The sequence below is a fragment of the Thermococcus sp. Bubb.Bath genome, assembly GCF_012027595.1.
GTDB lineage: Archaea > Methanobacteriota_B > Thermococci > Thermococcales > Thermococcaceae > Thermococcus.
Window position 1 is genome coordinate 615563 of the sequence record NZ_SNUR01000001.1, and the last position, 18052, is coordinate 633614.

An 18052-nucleotide genomic window follows, 5' to 3' on the forward strand; every position below is an offset into this window, starting at 1 on the left:
AAGAATAACTTCCCTTTAAAAGTGCGGTGGGAAGATGGATCAGCTTGAAGAAAACCTCATTGGGAAGGCCAAAGCTCTCTTGAGAACAGAAAATGGATATTCGGGTCATCTCCAGGCGCTGGGGATTCTCGCAGGCATTCTAGCATACAGGGAGACTGGAATACTGATTTCAGGCCCTGAAGCGGTCAAGTTCATCGAGATGCGCTTTCCAGAGGCCATGGAGCTGGTTTCTCCGCTCAAAAGCCCCGTCACAAAACCAGGGGAAGAAGACGTTGGGACCCTCCAGAAAAGCGCGAAGAAGTTCCTTGGAATCATCTCAGGAGGGACGAGAGAATGAGGTTCGTTTCGGCAGATACCGGGGGAGGTCTCCTGACGGAGGACTACGAGCTCGTTGGTCTCATAGCGACGGCCGCAGTCCTAGTAGAGAAACCGCACAGAACCGCTTCCCTTAGCAGGGTGAAATATGCCGACCCTTACAACTATGACCTGAGCGGCCGGCAGGCGATAAGGGACGAGGCGTATCTGGCGGTGGAGCTGGCGAAGGAGACCAAGCCGGACGTGGTTCACCTCGACTCTACAATAGGGAGGATTGAGGTCAGAAAGCTCGATGAACCAACTATCGACGCCCTTACGATAACCGACCGTGGAAAGGAAGTGTGGAAGGACCTCGCGAAGGACCTTCAGCCCCTTGCAAAGAGCTTTTGGGAGGAAACAGGCATTGAGATTGTTGCAATAGGAAAGTGGAGCGTTCCGGTGAGGATAGCGGAGATATACTCCGGGATATATACAGCGAAGTGGGCGATAGAATACGCGAAGGAAAACGGAAAGGCCATCGTTGGACTGCCCAGGTACATGAAGGTTGAGATAAGACCCGGAAAAATATACGGCGAGAGTTTGGACCCGCGCGAGGGAGGCCTCTACGGAGAAATCGAGGCAAAAACAGAGGGAATTGGCTGGGAGCTCTATCCAAACCCCTTATTCCGCAGGTACATGGTGCTTGAGGTGTGGAGGGAGTAGCACAAAGTTTTTATTCTTCCACAGTCATTTCCACTCATGCCCGTAGTTGCGCTTGTTTATACTGCGATAGTTGTAATAGAGCTGATCATCATTTGGGTGAAGAGCACGGAGTTCTTCTACTACTTTCACGACCGTTTTGATCCCGCCAACGTTGGAAACCTCGGCTACCTTGGTCCCCAGAACTGGAGAAGGATTCTTCGAGGGGCGGCAATAGCGGCAGCCCCCGTTGTGGGGGTATTCTGGTTGACCGACTACATCAGTGAGTTCTACGCTGTTCCCGTCGGCTTCGTGCTCCTCGCTCTATACAACGTTATGCTCAGGGGCATCATCTCCGCGGAGGTAAGTGAAGAAAGAAGAAAAGACTGGCGCTACGGCTGGTATTAGTTCTCCTCCTTCAGCTCGCTTGGAAACTTTATAGCGTCAAACGGACACGTCTGGTTGCAGACCCCACAGCCGGTACAGAGGAGCTCGTCTATCCTGACCTTCTTCGTCTCCGGGTCGTAGACGAGTGCCGGGCAGCCGGTCAGGAGTATGCAGGCCTTGCAGCCGGTACACTTGTCCTCAATGACTATCGGCTTCTCTCCAATTTCTCCACGCCTTATAACAGGGATAACGCACTCGCGCCTCGCTATTATCACTGCCGGTCCTTCAATTTGCATCGCTTCCTTTATCGCTTCCCTTGTTGCCTTGAGGTCATAGGGATCAACGGTCTTGACGTACTTAACTCCCAGGGCCTTCACGAGGGCCTCTATGTCGATCTCGTTGAACTTTCTTCCGGTCTCGCTTCCGCCCGTTCCAGGATGGGGCTGGTGACCTGTCATCGCCGTCGTCCTGTTGTCGAGTATCATTACCAGAACATTCAGATTCTTGTAGACGGCATCTATCAGCGGCTGGATTCCGTTGTGGAAGAATGTGGAGTCCCCGATTGTGGCGATTATCTTCTTGTCCATAACGACGCTCTGGCCATTCGCCAAGCTTATGCTCGCACCCATAACATACTCGGTCCAGATGGCCTCAAGAGGCGGGAGGAGTGAGAGCGCGTAGCAGCCTATGTCGCCGTGAATCGGAACCTTGTAGCGGCCGAGCTTGAGGTCCCTTAGAGCATCGAGGGCAGCCCTGTACGAGCCGCGATGGGGGCAACCCGGACACATTACTGGGGGCCTCTTCGGGGCGAGGCTTTCGGCGTAGGCAACCTCTTCCGGTTTGATGTACTCCTCTCCTTCCTCACCGATGAGACTGAGAAGGGTGTTCTTCACGAGGGAAGGCGTTAGCTCGCCCTCAAGCGGCAGATGACCGGTTCTCTTGCCGTATATCGGCACGTTCAATCCGGCCTCATAGGCCGCTATCTTGACCTCCTCCTCCAGGAACGGGGCGCCGTCTTCGATTACTATGACCTCATCGACACTCTTGAGGAACTCTACCACAAGCTTCTTCGGGAGTGGGTGGGGAGTTGAAAGCTTGAGAATCTTGAAGTCGGCACCGACCTCAGGCAGGACCTCACGCACGTAGTTGTAGGGTGCTCCCTCAACAATTATCCCAATCTTGGCATCTTCCTTCCCTTCGACCCAGTTGAAGGGCATCTCGTTGAACTCTTCCTCGATCTTCCTTAGCGTCTCGTTGAGCCACTTGTGCCTCTTTCTGTTGCCCTCCATGCTGGCCCTCACGTACCGTTCAATGTCCTTCTTGAAGACAGGCTCCCTGTCCAGCTCAACGAACTCGCCGACCTCGACGTCGGCAGTGGTGTGATTGACCCTCGTCGTCGTGCGGAAAATTATCGGGACCTTGTACCTCTCGCTCAGCTCGTAGGCATACTTTATGAGGTCGTGGGCCTCCTGCGGGTCGGCGGGCTCAAGAACCGGGAGGAGAGAGATCTTGCCGTAGTAGCGGTCGTCCTGCTCTGTCTGGCTCGTATGCGGTCCGGGGTCGTCCGCGACGAGGATGACCATTCCGCCTTCAACGCCGGAGTAGGCGAGGCTCATGAGCGGGTCAGCGGCGACATTGAGACCAACGCATTTCATTGTGACGAGGGCCCTAAGGCCAGTGTAGGCAACACCTGCCCCTTCCTCCAGTGCAACCTTCTCGTTCGGCGCCCACTCCGCGAAAACTTCAGGTTTGAGGTGCGCTATGGTCTCCACGACTTCAGTTGAGGGGGTTCCCGGGTAACCGGTAGCAAAGGCAACGCCGCTCTCAAGCGCGCCGTAGGCTATAGCCTCGTTGCCCATTAGGAGCTTCCTCTCTTTTTTAGTCGATGCCCCAAGTGAAACGTTAGAAGGAGCGTTCTTCACAGTCTCCACTATGACCACCGTAGGTTATCCGTGGATAGGGTTAAAACTCTATGCTCAGAAAAACGCGGGTAAAAATCGAAAAATATTCGAGCTCAGGGCCTTCTTCCCTGCTTTGGGTCGTAGAAGTACTTGGACATTGCATCGGCGTAGGCCTGCGAAGACCTCCTGGTGACGGTGAATGCGTAGAAAGCCGCACCGACCAGTATTATGGCACCGATGATTACCCCGTAAATCTTCATCATAGCCAGTATGCCTGCGACGAAGGTTCCAAAAATCGCCAGGACGACGAGCGCACCGATGGCCAGAAGAATCTTGTAGCCGTACCGTTCCATAAAGAGAGCGAAATCCACGCCCCTCACCGGAAGATTATATCCTTCAGAGCGTAAAAGCGTTTCGGTGGCCTTAAATACCCTCCCACCATACCCCATGTAGTGAGTGCCATGAAGGTTGGAGAACTGCTTGAGATGGTGGATGAGACGATAGCGGAACTGAGGATAGCCGCTGTGTCCAATCAGCAGAGGTCGTTTGAGACCCCATACACGAGCATGGAGTTCACGCAGCGGGCCATAGAGATAGACGAAGACCTTAGGGACCTTGAAAAGATAAGAGAGCACCTCAACACGCTCGATCCTGAGGAAGATGCGGAAAAGCACCTCGGAACGGAGGGACTTGAAAAACTGGTCAAAATGCTTGAACTGCTCAAGAGGAGCGAGGCACACGTTTATTGAGTCATTGAGGTGATCGCATGGAGTTCAAGGAACTTGAATCCCTTCTGGTTAAGTTCAGGGATTCCCGTGGATGGAAGCGCTATCACACCCCGAAGAACCTCGCGATTTCCGCTGCCGTTGAGATGGGGGAACTGCTGGAGCACTTTCAGTGGGGAAGTGACACTGAGATACTGGAGGCTGTGAAGAACCCGGCCAAAAAGGAGGCCGTTGCCGACGAGATAATTTATCTCACCCCCCTAGCCCACGAGCTGGGGATAGACCCAGACGAAGCGCTAGTGAGGAAGATGAGGAAGAACGAGAGAAAGTACCCGGTGGGGAAGGATGGAGCTTAAATTCGGGACGCTGAAGGTTACCGTTGCAGTTCTGCTGATCCAGGCAATCGTGAACGGGATGAACCTCCGGCTCAGTCCGGCAATATACGGGACGTTCGCGCTATTCGACGTCGTACTAGCGCTCATGGTCTACCGCGAGAACCGAACCGCGGTCAAGGTGGCCCTCGTTTACCTGGCGCTGGACTTCTTCATGGCAACGTTCTACCTAATAGCCGGTGCGCTCCTCAAGGGCGTCATCGCGTTCCTGGACTTCCTGGCCCTTCACGACATGGTGAGCTACGTAGGGCGCGTTATGAAGGAAGAGGGAGAGGTAGAGGCCGAAGAAGAGTCCGGGGACGATGGGGGGCAAACCTTATAAGGATGTAAAGGAAGCTTTACGTAAAGTAAACTTTACATGGTGAGTGCCATGAAGACAAAACACTGGCTCGGGTGGGCGGTAATATTTGCGGTTCTCCTTGTACTGTTCGTTGAAGCCTCCAACAGGAGCAGTGTGGCTCTTGCCGTTGGGAGTCTTTTCCTAGGAGCAATAATCGCCACGGCCTACGAACGCTACCTCGAAAGAATTGGAGAGGTAATCGTTGATGAGCGGGTTAAGGTGATTGAGGAGAAGAGCTACGCCCTGACCATGCGCGTCCTCGGCTTCACAATAGCCCTCACCTTCGTATCAACGAGCATAATCTCCCAGCGCGATCCCTTCTGGAAGAGCGCCTCCATCACGAGCGGGCTTTTTCTGGCAATCATCGCTCTGCTCCCGCTCTTCGCGAAGGCACACTACGAGGAGGTGATGTGAACGCACGAATTTCTGGGCATCACAATCCTGATAATCGGAACTTTGACTGCACTTTACATTGCCGCAGGCTACCGCAGGAACGCAGGTGAAGATAGGGACGAACGGACTATCAGAATTGACCAGGCTGCGGCTGAGAAGACGATCCTGCTCATTCAGACGCTTGTGGTGGTGGAAATACTCTACGTCCGCTTCATAACCGGAGACAGAGAGAGCCCGGCATACCATGCGCTCCTCTTAATCGCGCTTGTGGCAACACTTGGGTATCTCTGTGTGAAGTACTACTACTCAAGGGTGATGTGAATGGAGCGCTGGAAGAGGAACGTTCTGGGGCTGCTCCTCATTTCAGCACTGGTCTATGGCGCGTATCTCCTCTGGCTCTACGAGGCAAGTGGAGGGACGATGACCGTCAGCATGGAAATGCCAGAGTGGACGTTTCCAATCCTAGTTGGAGTTTTCATATCCGCCGTCGCCTTCGGCGGGGGCCTCTTTGGGACGGCTATTGAGAATCCAGACTTCTTAAGAGACGGCTGGGGTACCGCCCAGCTCCTCGTTCTGTCGGCTTTATTGGCAGCCCTATCAACCGTCTGGGCCTTCCAGATGACGGGATACCTCTCCACAATTCAGACAGTCATCACCACCATCTTCATAATTGTGGCGGCTGTTCTCGTTGTTAGAATGAAGAAAGAGAAACTGACGCCCAAAACGGTCATAACCGACGAGAGGGGAGAAGAGATAGACCTCAGGAGCAGGGCGCTGGCTGGGGATACGCTCGTGGGAATAATCGCCATTCTCCTTCTCGGCACGAGTTTTAAGGGGTTCCCAAGAATCAGTACCCATGCCATGACCCTCTATCCCCTAGCGGCCTATGGGATAGTGTGGTTCGGCGCTAAGCTCTACTACAGGAGGGTGATGTGAGTGAACGAATTGGCCATTGTTGTGGCCGTCTCCATTGTCGGGGGTGTTCTTCCCGGAGTTTTGATGACAAGGGTTATGCTCAGAGAAATAGGGGTTCCTCCAGACGAGAGAGCGCTGGAAATCGATAAAAGGACGGCTCTTAAAACACTTGAGGCTGTTACGGTTGTGGACGTAATTTTGCGGTATTACCACTGGTTTATCACAAAAAAACAGCGCCGCCAGGGACACAACGACCCTGATAATCTTTATGACAGTATTCTTTGGCATCTGGATATTCAGGGCGTACTACGCCAGGAGGATGTGATATGAAGAACCGTCTCCGCGAGCTGAGGGAAGAAAGGGGTCTGACGCAGGAAGAGCTCGCAAAGGCCCTCGGAGTGACGAGACAGACAATAATAGCCATTGAGAGGGGAAAGTACGACCCCTCCCTTAAACTCGCCTTTAAGATAGCCCGATTTTTTGGGAAGTCAATCGAGGAGGTGTTCATATATGAAGAATCTGGTTGAGGTGGAGGGCCTTGAGAAGGACTACGGGAAGGTCAAGGCCCTGAAGGGAATAAGCTTCTCCATCAAAGAGGGGGAAATCTTCGGTCTCATCGGCCCAAACGGGGCCGGGAAGAGCACCACACTCAAGATACTCGCCACGCTGCTCAGGCCCACCGCTGGAGAGGCCAGGATAGCAGGATACGACGTCGTTGAGGATGCGGACAAGGTCAGGGAACTGATAAGTTATCTCCCGGAGGAGGCCGGGGCCTACAAAAACCTGACTGGGATGGAGTACCTAAGGATGATGGCGGGGCTGTACGCGAAGGACGAGAAGAAGGCCAAGAGAATGGTGGAAGTCGGAGTTGAGATATCGGGCCTTGGAGAGAGGCTGAAGGACAAGGTTGCCACGTACTCAAAGGGAATGACGAGGAAACTACTCCTCGCGAGGGCGCTAATGGTGATGCCGAAGCTGGCCATACTGGACGAGCCCGCGAGCGGTCTGGACATAGTCAACGCGTACACGATAAGGAAGACGATAAAGGCCTTTGCAAGAGAGAAGGGCGTCACCTTCCTCGTCTCCAGCCACAACATGCTCGAGGTCGAGTACCTCTGCGACAGGGTGGCCTTCATCAATAAAGGACATATAGTTGAGTCGGGCACACCGGCGGAGCTGAAGGAGAGGTATTCCGCGGAGAACCTTGAGGAGGTCTTCATGAGGGCGATAGGGGTTGAGATTCCCGAGCCCGTCGGGGGTGAGGGCTCATGAGCGACTTCTGGATACTAGCGAGAAAAGAGATAATGAACCTGATAAGGGACAAGAAGCTCCTCTTCGGCCTGATAATAGTCCCCCTCATCCTCTATCCTGCGATGGGGAAGATGATGCAGGTCGGGATTGAGAAGGCCCAGGGGGAGACGCACGTGGCCATCGTGAGCTTCGACGACGGAAAGTACGGAATGACCCTGATAAAGGCGCTGAACGCCACTCCGAACGTCACAGTCACGCTCATCCAGGCGGGTTCTATTGGGGAGGCCCTGCAACGTGCATCGGAGCAAAAACAGAACGTGCTTGTGGTAATCCCCCGGAACTTCAGCGCCAGCATAGAGGAAAATGAGAGGGCAGAGGTCGAAGTCTACGGTATATTCAACGCGATAGGCTCGGGAATCCGCGAGAGCGTCAGCGAGGGCAGGATTAATGCGGTCATCGATATCCTATCCCAGGAGCTGGCGAAGATAAAGATAGAGAAAGCTGGGTTTGAAAACCCGGACGCAGTTTTAAACCCCGTCGGAGCCGTCAGCAAGTCCGTGATAAAGGGTAGAATCGTCAACGTTCCCCCTTCAGTTGTCTCCTCTGTTTTAGCGTCACAGTCAACGAGCCTGCCCCTAATAGTGTTCCTCATGGTCACGATAACCGCCCAGATGGCGGCGGGGGCAGTGGCGGCCGAGAAGGAGAACAAGACCCTCGAGACCCTCCTGACTTTACCCGTCAAAAGGACCACGATAGTGGCGTCGAAGATAAGCGGAACGGCCGTTATGGGCCTTATCGCGGCCTTAGCTTACATGATAGGGCTGAAGAGCTACATGGGGACGTTCCAGTCGAAGGCAGGTGTGAGCCTGAGCGAGCTTGGCCTTGGGATGACTCCAACGGGAATGCTCCTCTTTTCCCTCGTGGTGTTCCTCACGATAGTCTTTGCCCTCAGCCTAGCGATGGTACTGGCGGTTTTCGCGGAGGACGTCCAGAGCGCAAACACCGTCGTCAGCTCGGTGATACTCCCCCTAGCCTTCCCGGCGTTCCTGCTGATGTTCGTCGACCTCAGTCAGCTGCCCCCCGCGGCACGCTACGGGCTCCTGGCGATACCGTTCACATACCCCGTTGCGGCATACCGCTACGCCCTGACGGGTGCGTACGGGCCATTGATTATCAGCATCGCGTATCTAACCGCCGCCGCCGGGCTGACGCTCTATCTGGCAGCGCGGATATTCTCAAGCGAGAAGGTTCTGACGGCAAAGATAAGCTGGGGAAAGAAGAGATAGAGGGGCTTCATTCCAGAGGTTCGCTTCAGGGGGTTACAACCTTCTTTCCTTTTCTCCTTTTTTCCAGGTCGTCAACGATGTCCTTAAAATATGGATAAAACTCGCTCCTCCTCAGGCTATCAAGCGCCCCCCAGAACTCGTCGAGGTTCCTGAAGCCAGATTCCTCGTATTCAATCGCCTGGATGAGCATCTCAAGCCTGTCAGCAAAGCGGACGAGGCCCCCTTCGGGCGTGGATTCGTTCTCATACTCGTCGAAGAGCTGGGCGTATTCTCCCATTCCGTTCTCCCCCAGCATTTCGGAGATGGCCCTTCTCTCCCCCTCAACCTTGTCAAAATAGCGCTGAGAGGGGAGCGGGATGTCAGTTATCCTGGCCTCACCGAGGTCGTGAATGAGGGCTATCTTAACGGCCCGCTCAACGTCTACCTCAACTCCCTTTCTCCTGAGCTCGTCCCCAAGAAACATCGTTATCAGGGCCGTCCTGAACGAATGGTCCGCTATGCTCTCCGGAACGGGTACCCCGCGAAGGAGCCAGCCCGTTCTCTTCAGTTTTTTAAGGTTTCCTGCCTCGAAAAACAGGTTCAGGAGGGACATGCTCACTCCTCCGCAATGAACAGGGCCTTCTCCGTCTCTATCGCCATCGCTATTAAATCCCCAGCGAGAAAACGGCCGTAGACCCTGACTTTGTCCCCCTTCCCCAGGCAGGGGCTGCCTGAAAACTCTATACGAATACCCGCCACTGAGAAAACAGTTCTGTAACCTGGGAGCTCCATCGGGAGGAACTCAATCCTCGGCTTGTCCTCGACGGTGCCCTCAAGAACGACGTTTTTACCGCGCATTCTGCCAGACTTAAGGTCCTCCACCGTTACGGTGTAATAAAAATGGTGGCCGAGTTTAACCCGCGTGGACATGTTCCCCGCCCCACATCTTTTTATCTCCCCACGTGATACTCACTTTGAAAGATAAACCTTGCGGAGGGATGGCGGTGATAAAGGTTGCGATAATCGGGGCAGAGAACGCGGGCAAATCCACGCTCATGAACGCTCTAATCGGCGGAAAAATCAGCGAGGTTGAGAACCTCCCCGGAACGACTAAGGGGGTTATAAGGAGGCGCTTTGGAACGTTGAAGATACCGAAGAGCATGAAGAACCCGCTAGGGGGCGCGGACGAGTTCGTCCTAATAGACACCGCCGGCCTCTTCGACCCACAGAGGGAGCTCAGGGGTAAGGTGCTCAGCGAGGACAAGTTCAGGAGAATCCTCGACGAGATAACCTCCGCGGACGTTATCATCCACATGGTGGACGCGACCGTTGGACTGCACAGGGGCATGGAGAAGCTCCACCACATGCTGAAGTTCAGGTATGGGAAGCCGATTATAGTCGTGATAAACAAAATTGACCTCGTGCCGCAGGAGAGGGTGGAAGAAATCAGAAAAATCATAAAAAAGAGGCTGGAGCAGGAGGCGATACCGCTGTCGCTCGTCACTTATGAGGGCTTCAACGAGCTCATTGAGAGGCTTGCGTACTACGCCCAGTACGCCGACTGATCACTTTTCGCGCTCTACCCTGACGAGCTTGTACCTCTTTTCTCCACACTCCACGTCCTCAAGTATCTCCATAACCTTAACGCGGTCACCTTCGAAGAGGCCAGCAGGCCTCACCACCTCCTCCTTGGACGGATCGTCGCAGTCCACGAACTTCAGGGTTACCTTGGAGCCCACTATCGCAATCCTTGGATCCACGAGGACTTCAATCGGGGGCTCAACGACCTCGACGACGCGGACTTTTCCTTCGTGAAGCGGGCAGGAGTGCTCTATGTTCCTGACCCTAACTATCCGGTATCTCCTTCCGGGTTCGAGGTTTCCAACGCAGACCCTGGCAAGCCTGCAGGTCTTACATGGCTCGGCGGGTCCCTCATAAATGAACTCAAGCCCAGGTTTTGCCAGCTTTTCTCCAACCAGCGTGATGACCATCTCGTACACCTCCGTGAGACATGATAGTGAAATCGAATCAGATGACCCCTGTTATCCTGGCGGCCTTCTCGGCCGCTTCCCAGGTGAGGCCTTCGCGCCCGAGTATCGTATAGCGCTCCGGCCTAATTGTGTGGGCTATGGTGAGGGCCTTGATTATTGTCTCGGGTTCGATTCCAAGTTCGTATGCGTTAGTTGGTGCGCCCACCCTCTTTAAGGTTTCCCTAACCCGCTCCCATTTCAGGCCGTGGAGATAGGCCGTTATTATCGTCCCAATTCCAACCTGTTCGCCGTGGAGGGCAGGTTTCGGGGCTATCTGGTCGAGGGCGTGGCTGAAGAGATGCTCCGCGCCGCTCGCAGGCCTGGAAGAGCCGGCTATGCTCATGGCAACGCCGCTCGATATAAGGCCCTTGACGACCTTCCTCACGCTCTCCTCATTGCCGAGCCTTATGATGTCCGCGTTCTTCATAACCATCTTGGCGCTCATGAGGGAGAGGGAAGCCGCGTACTCGCTGTAGTACTCCCCCCTTATCCTGTGGGCGAGCTGCCAGTCCTTAACTGCCGTGAGGTTGCTTATTATGTCTCCTACTCCCGCGGCGAGGTAGCGGTAGGGGGCGGTTCTTATAACGTTAACATCCGCAACAACGGCCACCGGAGGTCTGGCCTTGACGGAGGTTTTGACCCCCAAATCCTTTATAGACGCGTTGGCGCTCGCTATGCCGTCGTGCGATGCTGTCGTCGGAAAACTAATGAAGGGAAGACCGAGGCGATGCGATGCAAGCTTGGCGACGTCTATTATACTTCCCCCACCAACCGCCACCATCCAGTCGGCTCCAAACTCACCTGCCAACCCTTCAACGCGCCCCACTTCCTCCATACTGGCAGCTTTGACGACCACACCTTCAACCTCAAACCTCTCTGAGAGGGACTCCTCAACAGCTTTACCCGCTATCTCCTTCGTCCGGGGGCCGTAGAGAATGAGAGCCTTCGAACCGAGCCTCAACCTCTCGGCTACGTTGACAACTTCCCCCGTTAGGTTCTCTCCAAGCAGAACTTCCCTGGGGAGCTCCATCAGATGCACTTCTCTCACCTTTCTTAATTACGACCGGCGACCTTAAAAGTGATTGGGTGATGATGAGAGGAAAAGCTTTAACCCCCTTTCCCTACTTCCACCGGTGGTTTAATGGGACCAGGAGAGTTCTTTCAGAAATACTTCGTTGACCCGATAAAGTACAACCAGGGCTACAACGCCGTGAACACGACGGTATACGCAATAATCCTTGGAATAGCCGTCCTCCTCCTCTATAGAATGCTCAAAAGGATGGGAATAAAAATCGACGAGCGCTTTTTCGTCGCTCTCATGCCGTACATAATCCTGGGACCGCTTATGAGGGCTGAGACGGACACCGGAATGCTCCCCAGGACGTACCTCACGGTGAGTCCCGGCGCGTACTTCGTTATAGCTGCGTTTGCCATAGCCGCGCTTTTCGTTGTCTGGAGGCATCTTGGGCCAGTGGACAAACTCTACCCCATCTACCGCGACTTTGGCTGGGTACTTGTCGGAGGGTTGATCTTTCTCCTCCTCATCAACCTGAACAAGGCAAAATTCCACTGGAACTACTTTGGATATTTTATCCCGATCCTTTTCGTGGCGGAGCTGAGCATATGGGCCCTTGGAAAGAAGTTCAAACTCATTAAGAACAACAAGGTGTTATTCTACACCCACTTCTACGATGCCACCACAACGTTCGTCGGAATCCAGTTCTTTGGGTTCTGGGAGCAGCACGTACTGGCAAGGGAGTTCATGGGGCTCTTTGGAACTCCCGCGGCGATGTACATAGAGAAGCTCGTGGTGCTGGTTCCGATAGTCTGGCTCCTGGACGTCTACATGAAGGACGAGGATCCAGAGCTGATAAACTTCGTGAAGATGGCCATTTTCATACTCGGATTCGGGCCGGGAACGAGAAACCTGCTTATAGCGTTTATGGGGGCATGAAAATGGAAAGGAGAGATTACGAAGTTGGGGGAGACCTCCCCTGGAACGAAGTTGTCTATTCTCTGGCGAAGGACATTGAGGGTCTCGTTAAGCCCCTCTTTGGGACACCAGAGGGAGGGAGGAACATCGGAACGAACGTCAGCGGGGATGTCACAAAATACGTTGACAAAGTTGCCGAGGAAACGGCCATCGAGAGGCTCAAACCCCTGGGGATAAACATAGTCAGCGAAGAGGTGGGCTTAATAGACCAGGGCAGCGAATACACGGCGGTAATAGACCCGATAGACGGTTCCTACAACTTCGCGGTGGGGATACCCATCTTCGCTTTCAGCTTTGCGCTGTTCAGGACGGAGAAGCCAGTCTACTCTGCCCTCTACGAGTTCACGACCGGGAGGTACTACGAGGCCATCCCTGGAGAGGGGGCCTACCTAAACGGAAGCCCCATTCACGTCTCACCCAGCGAGCCGAAAAGGGCCGCGGTGAGCTTCTACACTCGCGGTGCAGGGACCGGTCTAATAGGCAGGGTAAAGCGCGTCAGGGTTCTTGGGGCCATAGCGGTGGAGCTCGCCTACCTCGCAAGGGGGGCCATCCAGGCGGTCGTGGATGCCAGGAACTACGTCCGTCCAACCGATATAGCCGCTGGAGTGCTCTTGGTACGGGAAGCGGGTGGGATAGTAACTGATGAGAGGGGAAAAGAGCTGAGGGTTCATCTGAGCGCCGAGGAGAACATGAACGTCGTTGCAGCAGCTGATGAGGCCCTTTTGAAGATCATCCTGGAAGAGCTGGGGGGAAGGTGATGGGGAGCGTTTTACGTTCGATTATGCATGCATGGCTGACATACCTGCTGGTAGCCATCAACTTCGCTGTCTTCGGGTACGAACTCTACCTCAGCGGCGGCCCCACAGTAAGCATCTATGCACTTCTAAAGCTTGCACAGGTTAACGTTCTGGTGACGGAGTACGGGGAGTGGTGGAGGCTCTTCACCGCGATGTTCGTTCACGTCAGCTGGATACACATAGCGATGAACATGTTCTTCCTGATATACCTGGGAAGTCAGCTTGAGCTCCTCGTTGGGAGGTGGAGGTACCTCCTGGTTTACGTGGTGGCCGGTCTCTTCGGCAACGTCCTGACACTGGGAATGATGGGGCCGATGACCATAAGCGCAGGTGCAAGTGGAGCCATCTTCGGAATAGCCGGGGCCCTCCTCACGATAGATGGAGTCCTCAAGAGGAACATGCAGGTAGCACTGGCCAACGCCTTCTTCCTGTTTCTCGTGAACAGCTGGATGCCCCACGTGAACTGGGTGGCCCACCTTGGAGGTCTGCTGGCCGGGCTGGCGCTGGGCTACCCCTACGGCCAGTACGTTAAAAGGCGGATAATGAGAATGGACTACTGGGAACTCGAGGGATATTGAGGTGGTCGTGATGAGAGTGGATGAAAGGTGGGAGGGCGTTTACTCATTCGAGGACTCGCCCTTCATAATGGAGATTTTGACGGAGCTAAGGGACAAAAACACCGACAGCATATCCTTCAGGAAGGGGCTCGTTAAGCTAGGAAGGTACATGGGCTACGAGCTCACGAAGACCATGGAGACGGAGGAGGTCGAGATCGAGACACCCCTGGAGAAGACCAGGGGGACAGTCGTCAAGGACCGGAGGAACGTGGTCATAATAACTGTCCTCCGCGCGGCAATTCCCTTTATGGAGGGTCTGATAAAAGTCTTAGAACACGCGAGGGTCGGCATAGTCTCCGCCTCCCGCGGAAAGGCACCGAAGTTCGAGATAGAGATGAACTACATCAAGATACCCAAGGTCACGCCTGAGGACACGGTGATAGTGGCGGATCCAATGATAGCCACAGGGTCGACCATCATCAAGGTGCTCCGGGAGGTAAGGAAGTACGGAAAGCCCAAGAGAACGTTGGTACTTGGCGTACTTGCCGCCCCGGAGGGGATCTCAAGGATAAAGAACGAGTTCCCGGACGTTGAGATGTTCGTGACTAAAATCGACAGGGAGCTCAATGAGAGGGGCTATATACTCCCCGGACTAGGAGATGCTGGAGACAGGGCCTTTGGGGCCCCGCTGAAGGGGGTACCCCCCTGAGTTTTCTTTTCCCAGCACTTTTCCAACGGCTGGACATTTTCAAAATTACAATGGCCACAATCGGATAAATCACAGAATTGCTCATTTTTTCGCTATACTGGTTCAATTCGAAAGCCTTATTAGGAACAGTACACTAAAACATGGCCGTAGATAGACCCGGAGGGGGTTAAAATGAGAATTGAAGTCAAGCTCAGGCCTGTGGGGGAAGATCCCATACTGCCCTTCAACTACAATTACGAGGTATACCGACAGATAGTTGGGAAGATAAACACCGTTGACCCCGAGATGGCAAGGGAGGTCGAGATAAGTCACGTTGATCACTTTACCTTCTCCCGAGTTCTGGTGAGGAAGAGAGACCTTCTCCCGGACAGGGGAATAAGAATACTCTCAGACACCGTTTCTTTGTACATTGCCTCCCATTCCCCAGAAGTCATCAAGTCGATAGTGGAGGGGTTCATGGCCAGCCCAGCCGTTAGGATAGGGAAGACCGACTTTATAGCCGAGGACGTGAAGCCCATAAAGGAGCCTGTCATAAAAGATGGGATGCTATTCTCAACCCTCAGCCCGATAATGGTAAGGACAGTAAAGTTCACCAACGACAGGATGAAGATATGGGACCTTTACCCAAGTGAGCCGGCCTTCTTCGACAAGCTCCGCAAGGTGATGATACTCCGCTATTCAGAACTCTACGGAAGAACACCGGATGACAGCAGCTTCAGTATGGAGGTCATAAAGTTCAAGCCCGTTAGAATACTTGTGGCGGACACTTACTACCGCGGTTCCCTCATGATATTCCGCTACTTCGGCTCCAGGGAGATAGCGCGCTTCGGCTACGACCTCGGCTTCGGCGAGAAGACCAAGTACGGCTTTGGCATGGTCAAAGTAATCGACGAAGAGGCCTCCAGAACCGACAGGATGGGGGAGTAAAAGAGTTCTTCGTTTTTCCATTCTTTTCTGAGGTTATTCTCACGATGGATAGAGTTAAAAAGGGGTCGTCTTAGAGTATTTAACAGGGTGAGATGAAATGTCCAGTTTTGATGATGTGAAAACTTCAAATTCAGATTATGATGACTACATCACCTTCCTGAAGAGACGCATAAGGCAGCTGGAGCTCCAAATAAGAACCCTCGAAGCCGACAAAGAGAGGCTGGAGAGGGAGCTTTCACATATGAGAACGGAGATGTCCAGGCTCAGGCAGCCACCGGCCTTCGCGGGGACGGTCATAGAACTCCTGGAAGACGACAGGGCCATAGTCCAGAACTACAACGGTCCGCGGTTCGTCGTCAGGATAGCTCCGTGGATAGAGAGGGAGAAGCTCAAGCCCGGCGCTAGGGTTGCCCTCGACCAGAGGACGATGGCGGTCGTGGAGCTTCTTCCAAGCGACAAAGACCCCAGTGTGCTCGGCTTTGAAGTCATTGATAGACCCAGTGTAACTTACAGCGACATCGGCGGTCTGGAGAAGCAGCTGGCAGAGCTGAGAGAGGCCGTCGAACTTCCGCTCAAGCACCCGGAGCTCTTTGAGAAGGTCGGAATAGAGCCACCAAAGGGGGTTCTACTCTACGGGCCACCCGGCTGTGGGAAGACTCTCATGGCCAAGGCGGTTGCCAACCACGTGAACGCTACGTTCATCCGCGTGGTTGGAAGCGAACTGGTCAGAAAGTTCATAGGCGAGGGAGCAAGGCTCGTTCACGAGCTCTTTGAGCTGGCGAGGGAGAAGGCCCCGACGATAGTATTCATAGACGAGATAGACGCCGTCGGCGCCAAGAGGATGGACGAAACCACTGGCGGTGAGAGGGAAGTCAACAGGACACTCATGCAGCTCCTGGCCGAGATGGACGGCTTCGACCCCAGCGGGAACGTCAAGATAATAGCAGCCACCAACAGACCTGACATCCTCGACCCGGCACTCCTGAGGCCTGGAAGGTTTGACAGACTCATAGAGGTTCCCCTCCCGGACTTCCGCGGCAGGCTTGAGATACTCAAGGTTCACACAAGGAGGATGAACCTGAAGGATGTGGACCTCCGCATAATAGCGGAGATGACAGAAGGAGCAAGCGGGGCGGATTTGAAGGCCATCGCAACGGAGGCAGGAATGTTTGCCATCAGGAGCAGGAGGGAGTACATCACGCAGGAAGACTTCCTGAAGGCGGTGGAGAAGGTCTTCGGTTCGGAGCAGAGGCTAACCCAGCAGATAGCAATGCACGAGGTCATGTACGGCTGATCTCAACTTTTTTATATCCCTTTCTTAAGTATCCTTATGATAACGTGATAAAGAAGGGAAAGACTCTGGTTACACTGAAGGCCATACTCGTCGTTGTTCTCACAAGCGCATACATAATGATATCGGTCAGTCTCACGGCCACGTATTCAAGCACGGCTCCCTAAATCAACGCAACGATAGTGAAAAAGGGAACAGTCTACGTGAACTTTAAGAATGTTACACCACTTGGAGTCCAGAGGTCCGGGGACAGCGTTCGAGTTCTGCTGAGCACCATCAAGAATGCAAACATTAAGTCGCGAGGATCACCATAAAACCCGCCTCCAACGGTAACGTTTACTGGAAACTGGAACTGCCGTGAGATACCCCTGCTAAAGTCTATACACAGAAGGGGAAGTACGTTTTCGACATTGATGGACTGGACGGATGCAGAGAAAGCGGCGTCATCCTAACGTTTACCTTCGATAAAGCCCCCGCTGAGGTGGGAGTAGGGGCAATGTGAGGAATGGACTGAGGCTCTACAACACGGGTGGTCGTTTCTCATTGATAACGGTTAATTCATAGTCCGAATTTAGGAGTTCTTAGTAACGTTTTTGTATAATGAGTATGTTTTTAATTTGAGGGTATAACATGAAAAGGAAATATTTCCTTTTGGCAATCCTGATAATCGCTGTTGTCATAAATGCCTCCGCGATGCTCTACTCCAAGAGCACGGTAAACCTCCGCCCCACCGAGTACCACTCCTCCAGCGGCGAGCACCTCTATCCCACACCGGTTCCCGCCCACGGCACGGCATGGGCCAACTTCAGCAATGCCTTCGTGATAAGCGTCATGAAGGATTCCGGGAAAATAATAGTCCGAGCGGAACCAAAAGAGGGCTACACCATCGAGAGGTTGAAGGTACTGGTTTACAGGCAGTACGGCAACGGCCTCTATGTAGATACCGGACTTGGGGCAGGAAACCTCAAGATATACCGTGAGAAAACGAGAAACGGCGGGGCCATGGTAATTGAGGGCTTTCCTCAGGAAGACCTCGGCAGGGGCAGCGTGGAGCTAATCCTCATGGATAGAGTCCCAGAAATCTTGGAGAAGGTGATTTCTCTCCACGTTGAGGTGGTGGCGAAGAGGGGGTCTAGGAGTTACGGGGGAGAGTGGGACTTCGTGGTTCCAAACCCCTCCGAGTGAT

Annotated in this window: 27 protein-coding genes; 21 read left to right on the forward strand and 6 right to left on the reverse strand. The window is 53.8% G+C overall.

Features of this window, described 5'->3' with window-relative positions:
• The first annotated feature begins 34 nt into the window (after positions 1–34).
• Genes E3E29_RS03445 through E3E29_RS03455 form a run of 3 tightly spaced genes read left to right on the forward strand, consistent with a single transcriptional unit; the run spans position 35 to position 1401 of the window.
• Positions 35–337 carry a hypothetical protein gene (locus E3E29_RS03445; RefSeq protein WP_167909475.1) on the forward strand — a complete coding sequence of 101 codons (303 nt, stop codon included), beginning with the start codon at positions 35–37 and terminating at the stop codon, positions 335–337.
• Entirely contained in the window at positions 334–1017 is a 684-nt protein-coding gene (locus E3E29_RS03450) for a DUF4152 family protein (protein ID WP_167909476.1), read from the forward strand. Before E3E29_RS03445 ends, E3E29_RS03450 begins: the two co-directional genes overlap by 4 nt.
• Positions 1018–1053: 36 nt before the next feature.
• Positions 1054–1401, forward strand: a complete 348-nt coding sequence (locus tag E3E29_RS03455; RefSeq protein ID WP_167909477.1) for a hypothetical protein — start codon at positions 1054–1056, stop codon at positions 1399–1401.
• Here E3E29_RS03455 and iorA read toward each other — a convergent pair.
• Positions 1398–3311, reverse strand: a complete 1914-nt coding sequence (iorA, locus tag E3E29_RS03460) for an indolepyruvate ferredoxin oxidoreductase subunit alpha (RefSeq protein ID WP_167909875.1) — start codon at positions 3309–3311, stop codon at positions 1398–1400. The two genes, E3E29_RS03455 and iorA, sit on opposite strands and share 4 nt — an antisense overlap.
• An 83-nt stretch (positions 3312–3394) precedes the next feature.
• The gene (locus E3E29_RS03465) at positions 3395–3661 is read right to left on the reverse strand and encodes a hypothetical protein (RefSeq protein WP_342764654.1); all 267 of its coding nucleotides are present in this window, start codon (positions 3659–3661) and stop codon (positions 3395–3397) included.
• Between the two features lie 81 nt (positions 3662–3742).
• Here E3E29_RS03465 and E3E29_RS03470 point away from each other — a divergent pair, with 81 nt between their 5' ends.
• The 10 genes from E3E29_RS03470 to E3E29_RS03515 are packed head-to-tail and all read left to right on the forward strand — an operon-like array spanning position 3743 to position 8583.
• On the forward strand, positions 3743–4030 hold the full coding sequence (locus E3E29_RS03470) for a hypothetical protein (protein WP_167909877.1): 288 nt from the start codon (positions 3743–3745) through the stop codon (positions 4028–4030).
• A 17-nt stretch (positions 4031–4047) separates the two neighbouring features.
• Positions 4048–4362, forward strand: coding sequence for a nucleotide pyrophosphohydrolase (locus E3E29_RS03475; protein WP_167909478.1), 315 nt, complete (start codon positions 4048–4050; stop codon positions 4360–4362).
• Positions 4352–4720 (forward strand): hypothetical protein, encoded by a 369-nt coding sequence (locus E3E29_RS03480; protein ID WP_167909479.1) that lies wholly within the window; start codon positions 4352–4354, stop codon positions 4718–4720. Before E3E29_RS03475 ends, E3E29_RS03480 begins: the two co-directional genes overlap by 11 nt.
• 48 nt (positions 4721–4768) lie before the next feature.
• Positions 4769–5152, forward strand: a complete 384-nt coding sequence (locus E3E29_RS03485) for a DUF2178 domain-containing protein (protein WP_167909480.1) — start codon at positions 4769–4771, stop codon at positions 5150–5152.
• 42 nt (positions 5153–5194) lie between these two features.
• Positions 5195–5452 carry a DUF2178 domain-containing protein gene (locus tag E3E29_RS03490; RefSeq protein ID WP_167909481.1) on the forward strand — a complete coding sequence of 86 codons (258 nt, stop codon included), beginning with the start codon at positions 5195–5197 and terminating at the stop codon, positions 5450–5452.
• Positions 5453–6067 (forward strand): hypothetical protein, encoded by a 615-nt coding sequence (locus E3E29_RS03495; protein ID WP_167909482.1) that lies wholly within the window; start codon positions 5453–5455, stop codon positions 6065–6067.
• Entirely contained in the window at positions 6068–6376 is a 309-nt protein-coding gene (locus tag E3E29_RS03500) for a DUF2178 domain-containing protein (RefSeq protein ID WP_167909483.1), read from the forward strand. It abuts the gene before it with no gap.
• Positions 6373–6573, forward strand: a complete 201-nt coding sequence (locus E3E29_RS03505; protein ID WP_167909484.1) for a helix-turn-helix transcriptional regulator — start codon at positions 6373–6375, stop codon at positions 6571–6573. The genes E3E29_RS03500 and E3E29_RS03505 overlap by 4 nt, the downstream gene beginning before the upstream one ends.
• A complete protein-coding gene (locus tag E3E29_RS03510) occupies positions 6557–7318 on the forward strand; it encodes an ABC transporter ATP-binding protein (RefSeq protein ID WP_167909485.1) in 762 nt (253 codons plus the stop codon). The genes E3E29_RS03505 and E3E29_RS03510 overlap by 17 nt, the downstream gene beginning before the upstream one ends.
• On the forward strand, positions 7315–8583 hold the full coding sequence (locus E3E29_RS03515) for an ABC transporter permease (RefSeq protein WP_167909486.1): 1269 nt from the start codon (positions 7315–7317) through the stop codon (positions 8581–8583). Before E3E29_RS03510 ends, E3E29_RS03515 begins: the two co-directional genes overlap by 4 nt.
• A gap of 25 nt (positions 8584–8608) precedes the next feature.
• Here E3E29_RS03515 and E3E29_RS03520 read toward each other — a convergent pair whose 3' ends face one another.
• On the reverse strand, positions 8609–9175 hold the full coding sequence (locus E3E29_RS03520) for an HD family hydrolase (protein ID WP_167909487.1): 567 nt from the start codon (positions 9173–9175) through the stop codon (positions 8609–8611).
• A 2-nt stretch (positions 9176–9177) separates the two neighbouring features.
• Positions 9178–9492: a GTP-binding protein gene (locus E3E29_RS03525; RefSeq protein WP_167909488.1), complete on the reverse strand. Its 315-nt coding sequence runs from the start codon at positions 9490–9492 to the stop codon at positions 9178–9180.
• 74 nt (positions 9493–9566) lie between these two features.
• Here E3E29_RS03525 and E3E29_RS03530 point away from each other — a divergent pair, with 74 nt between their 5' ends.
• Positions 9567–10127, forward strand: coding sequence for an Era-like GTP-binding protein (locus E3E29_RS03530; protein WP_167909489.1), 561 nt, complete (start codon positions 9567–9569; stop codon positions 10125–10127).
• Here E3E29_RS03530 and E3E29_RS03535 read toward each other — a convergent pair whose 3' ends face one another.
• Both E3E29_RS03535 and E3E29_RS03540 read right to left on the reverse strand, forming a co-directional pair.
• On the reverse strand, positions 10128–10553 hold the full coding sequence (locus tag E3E29_RS03535; RefSeq protein ID WP_167909490.1) for a UPF0179 family protein: 426 nt from the start codon (positions 10551–10553) through the stop codon (positions 10128–10130). It abuts the gene before it with no gap.
• A 37-nt stretch (positions 10554–10590) separates the two neighbouring features.
• On the reverse strand, positions 10591–11631 hold the full coding sequence (locus tag E3E29_RS03540; RefSeq protein ID WP_167909491.1) for an NAD(P)-dependent glycerol-1-phosphate dehydrogenase: 1041 nt from the start codon (positions 11629–11631) through the stop codon (positions 10591–10593).
• A 102-nt stretch (positions 11632–11733) separates the two neighbouring features.
• Between E3E29_RS03540 and E3E29_RS03545 the strand changes: the two genes are divergently transcribed.
• The 7 genes from E3E29_RS03545 to E3E29_RS03575 all read left to right on the forward strand — a co-directional run bounded on the left by E3E29_RS03545 (position 11734) and on the right by E3E29_RS03575 (position 18051).
• A complete protein-coding gene (locus E3E29_RS03545; protein ID WP_167909492.1) occupies positions 11734–12546 on the forward strand; it encodes a DUF63 family protein in 813 nt (270 codons plus the stop codon).
• A 2-nt stretch (positions 12547–12548) separates the two neighbouring features.
• On the forward strand, positions 12549–13343 hold the full coding sequence (locus E3E29_RS03550) for a bifunctional fructose-bisphosphatase/inositol-phosphate phosphatase (RefSeq protein ID WP_167909493.1): 795 nt from the start codon (positions 12549–12551) through the stop codon (positions 13341–13343).
• Positions 13343–13960, forward strand: a complete 618-nt coding sequence (locus E3E29_RS03555; RefSeq protein ID WP_167909494.1) for a rhomboid family intramembrane serine protease — start codon at positions 13343–13345, stop codon at positions 13958–13960. Before E3E29_RS03550 ends, E3E29_RS03555 begins: the two co-directional genes overlap by 1 nt.
• A gap of 10 nt (positions 13961–13970) precedes the next feature.
• Entirely contained in the window at positions 13971–14648 is a 678-nt protein-coding gene (gene upp, locus E3E29_RS03560) for a uracil phosphoribosyltransferase (RefSeq protein ID WP_167909495.1), read from the forward strand.
• A 171-nt stretch (positions 14649–14819) separates the two neighbouring features.
• Positions 14820–15575 (forward strand): CRISPR-associated endoribonuclease Cas6, encoded by a 756-nt coding sequence (cas6, locus tag E3E29_RS03565; RefSeq protein WP_167909496.1) that lies wholly within the window; start codon positions 14820–14822, stop codon positions 15573–15575.
• A gap of 97 nt (positions 15576–15672) precedes the next feature.
• Positions 15673–16869 (forward strand): proteasome-activating nucleotidase, encoded by a 1197-nt coding sequence (locus tag E3E29_RS03570; protein ID WP_167909497.1) that lies wholly within the window; start codon positions 15673–15675, stop codon positions 16867–16869.
• 627 nt (positions 16870–17496) lie between these two features.
• The gene (locus E3E29_RS03575; RefSeq protein WP_167909498.1) at positions 17497–18051 is read left to right on the forward strand and encodes a hypothetical protein; all 555 of its coding nucleotides are present in this window, start codon (positions 17497–17499) and stop codon (positions 18049–18051) included.
• Position 18052 lies beyond the last annotated feature (1 nt).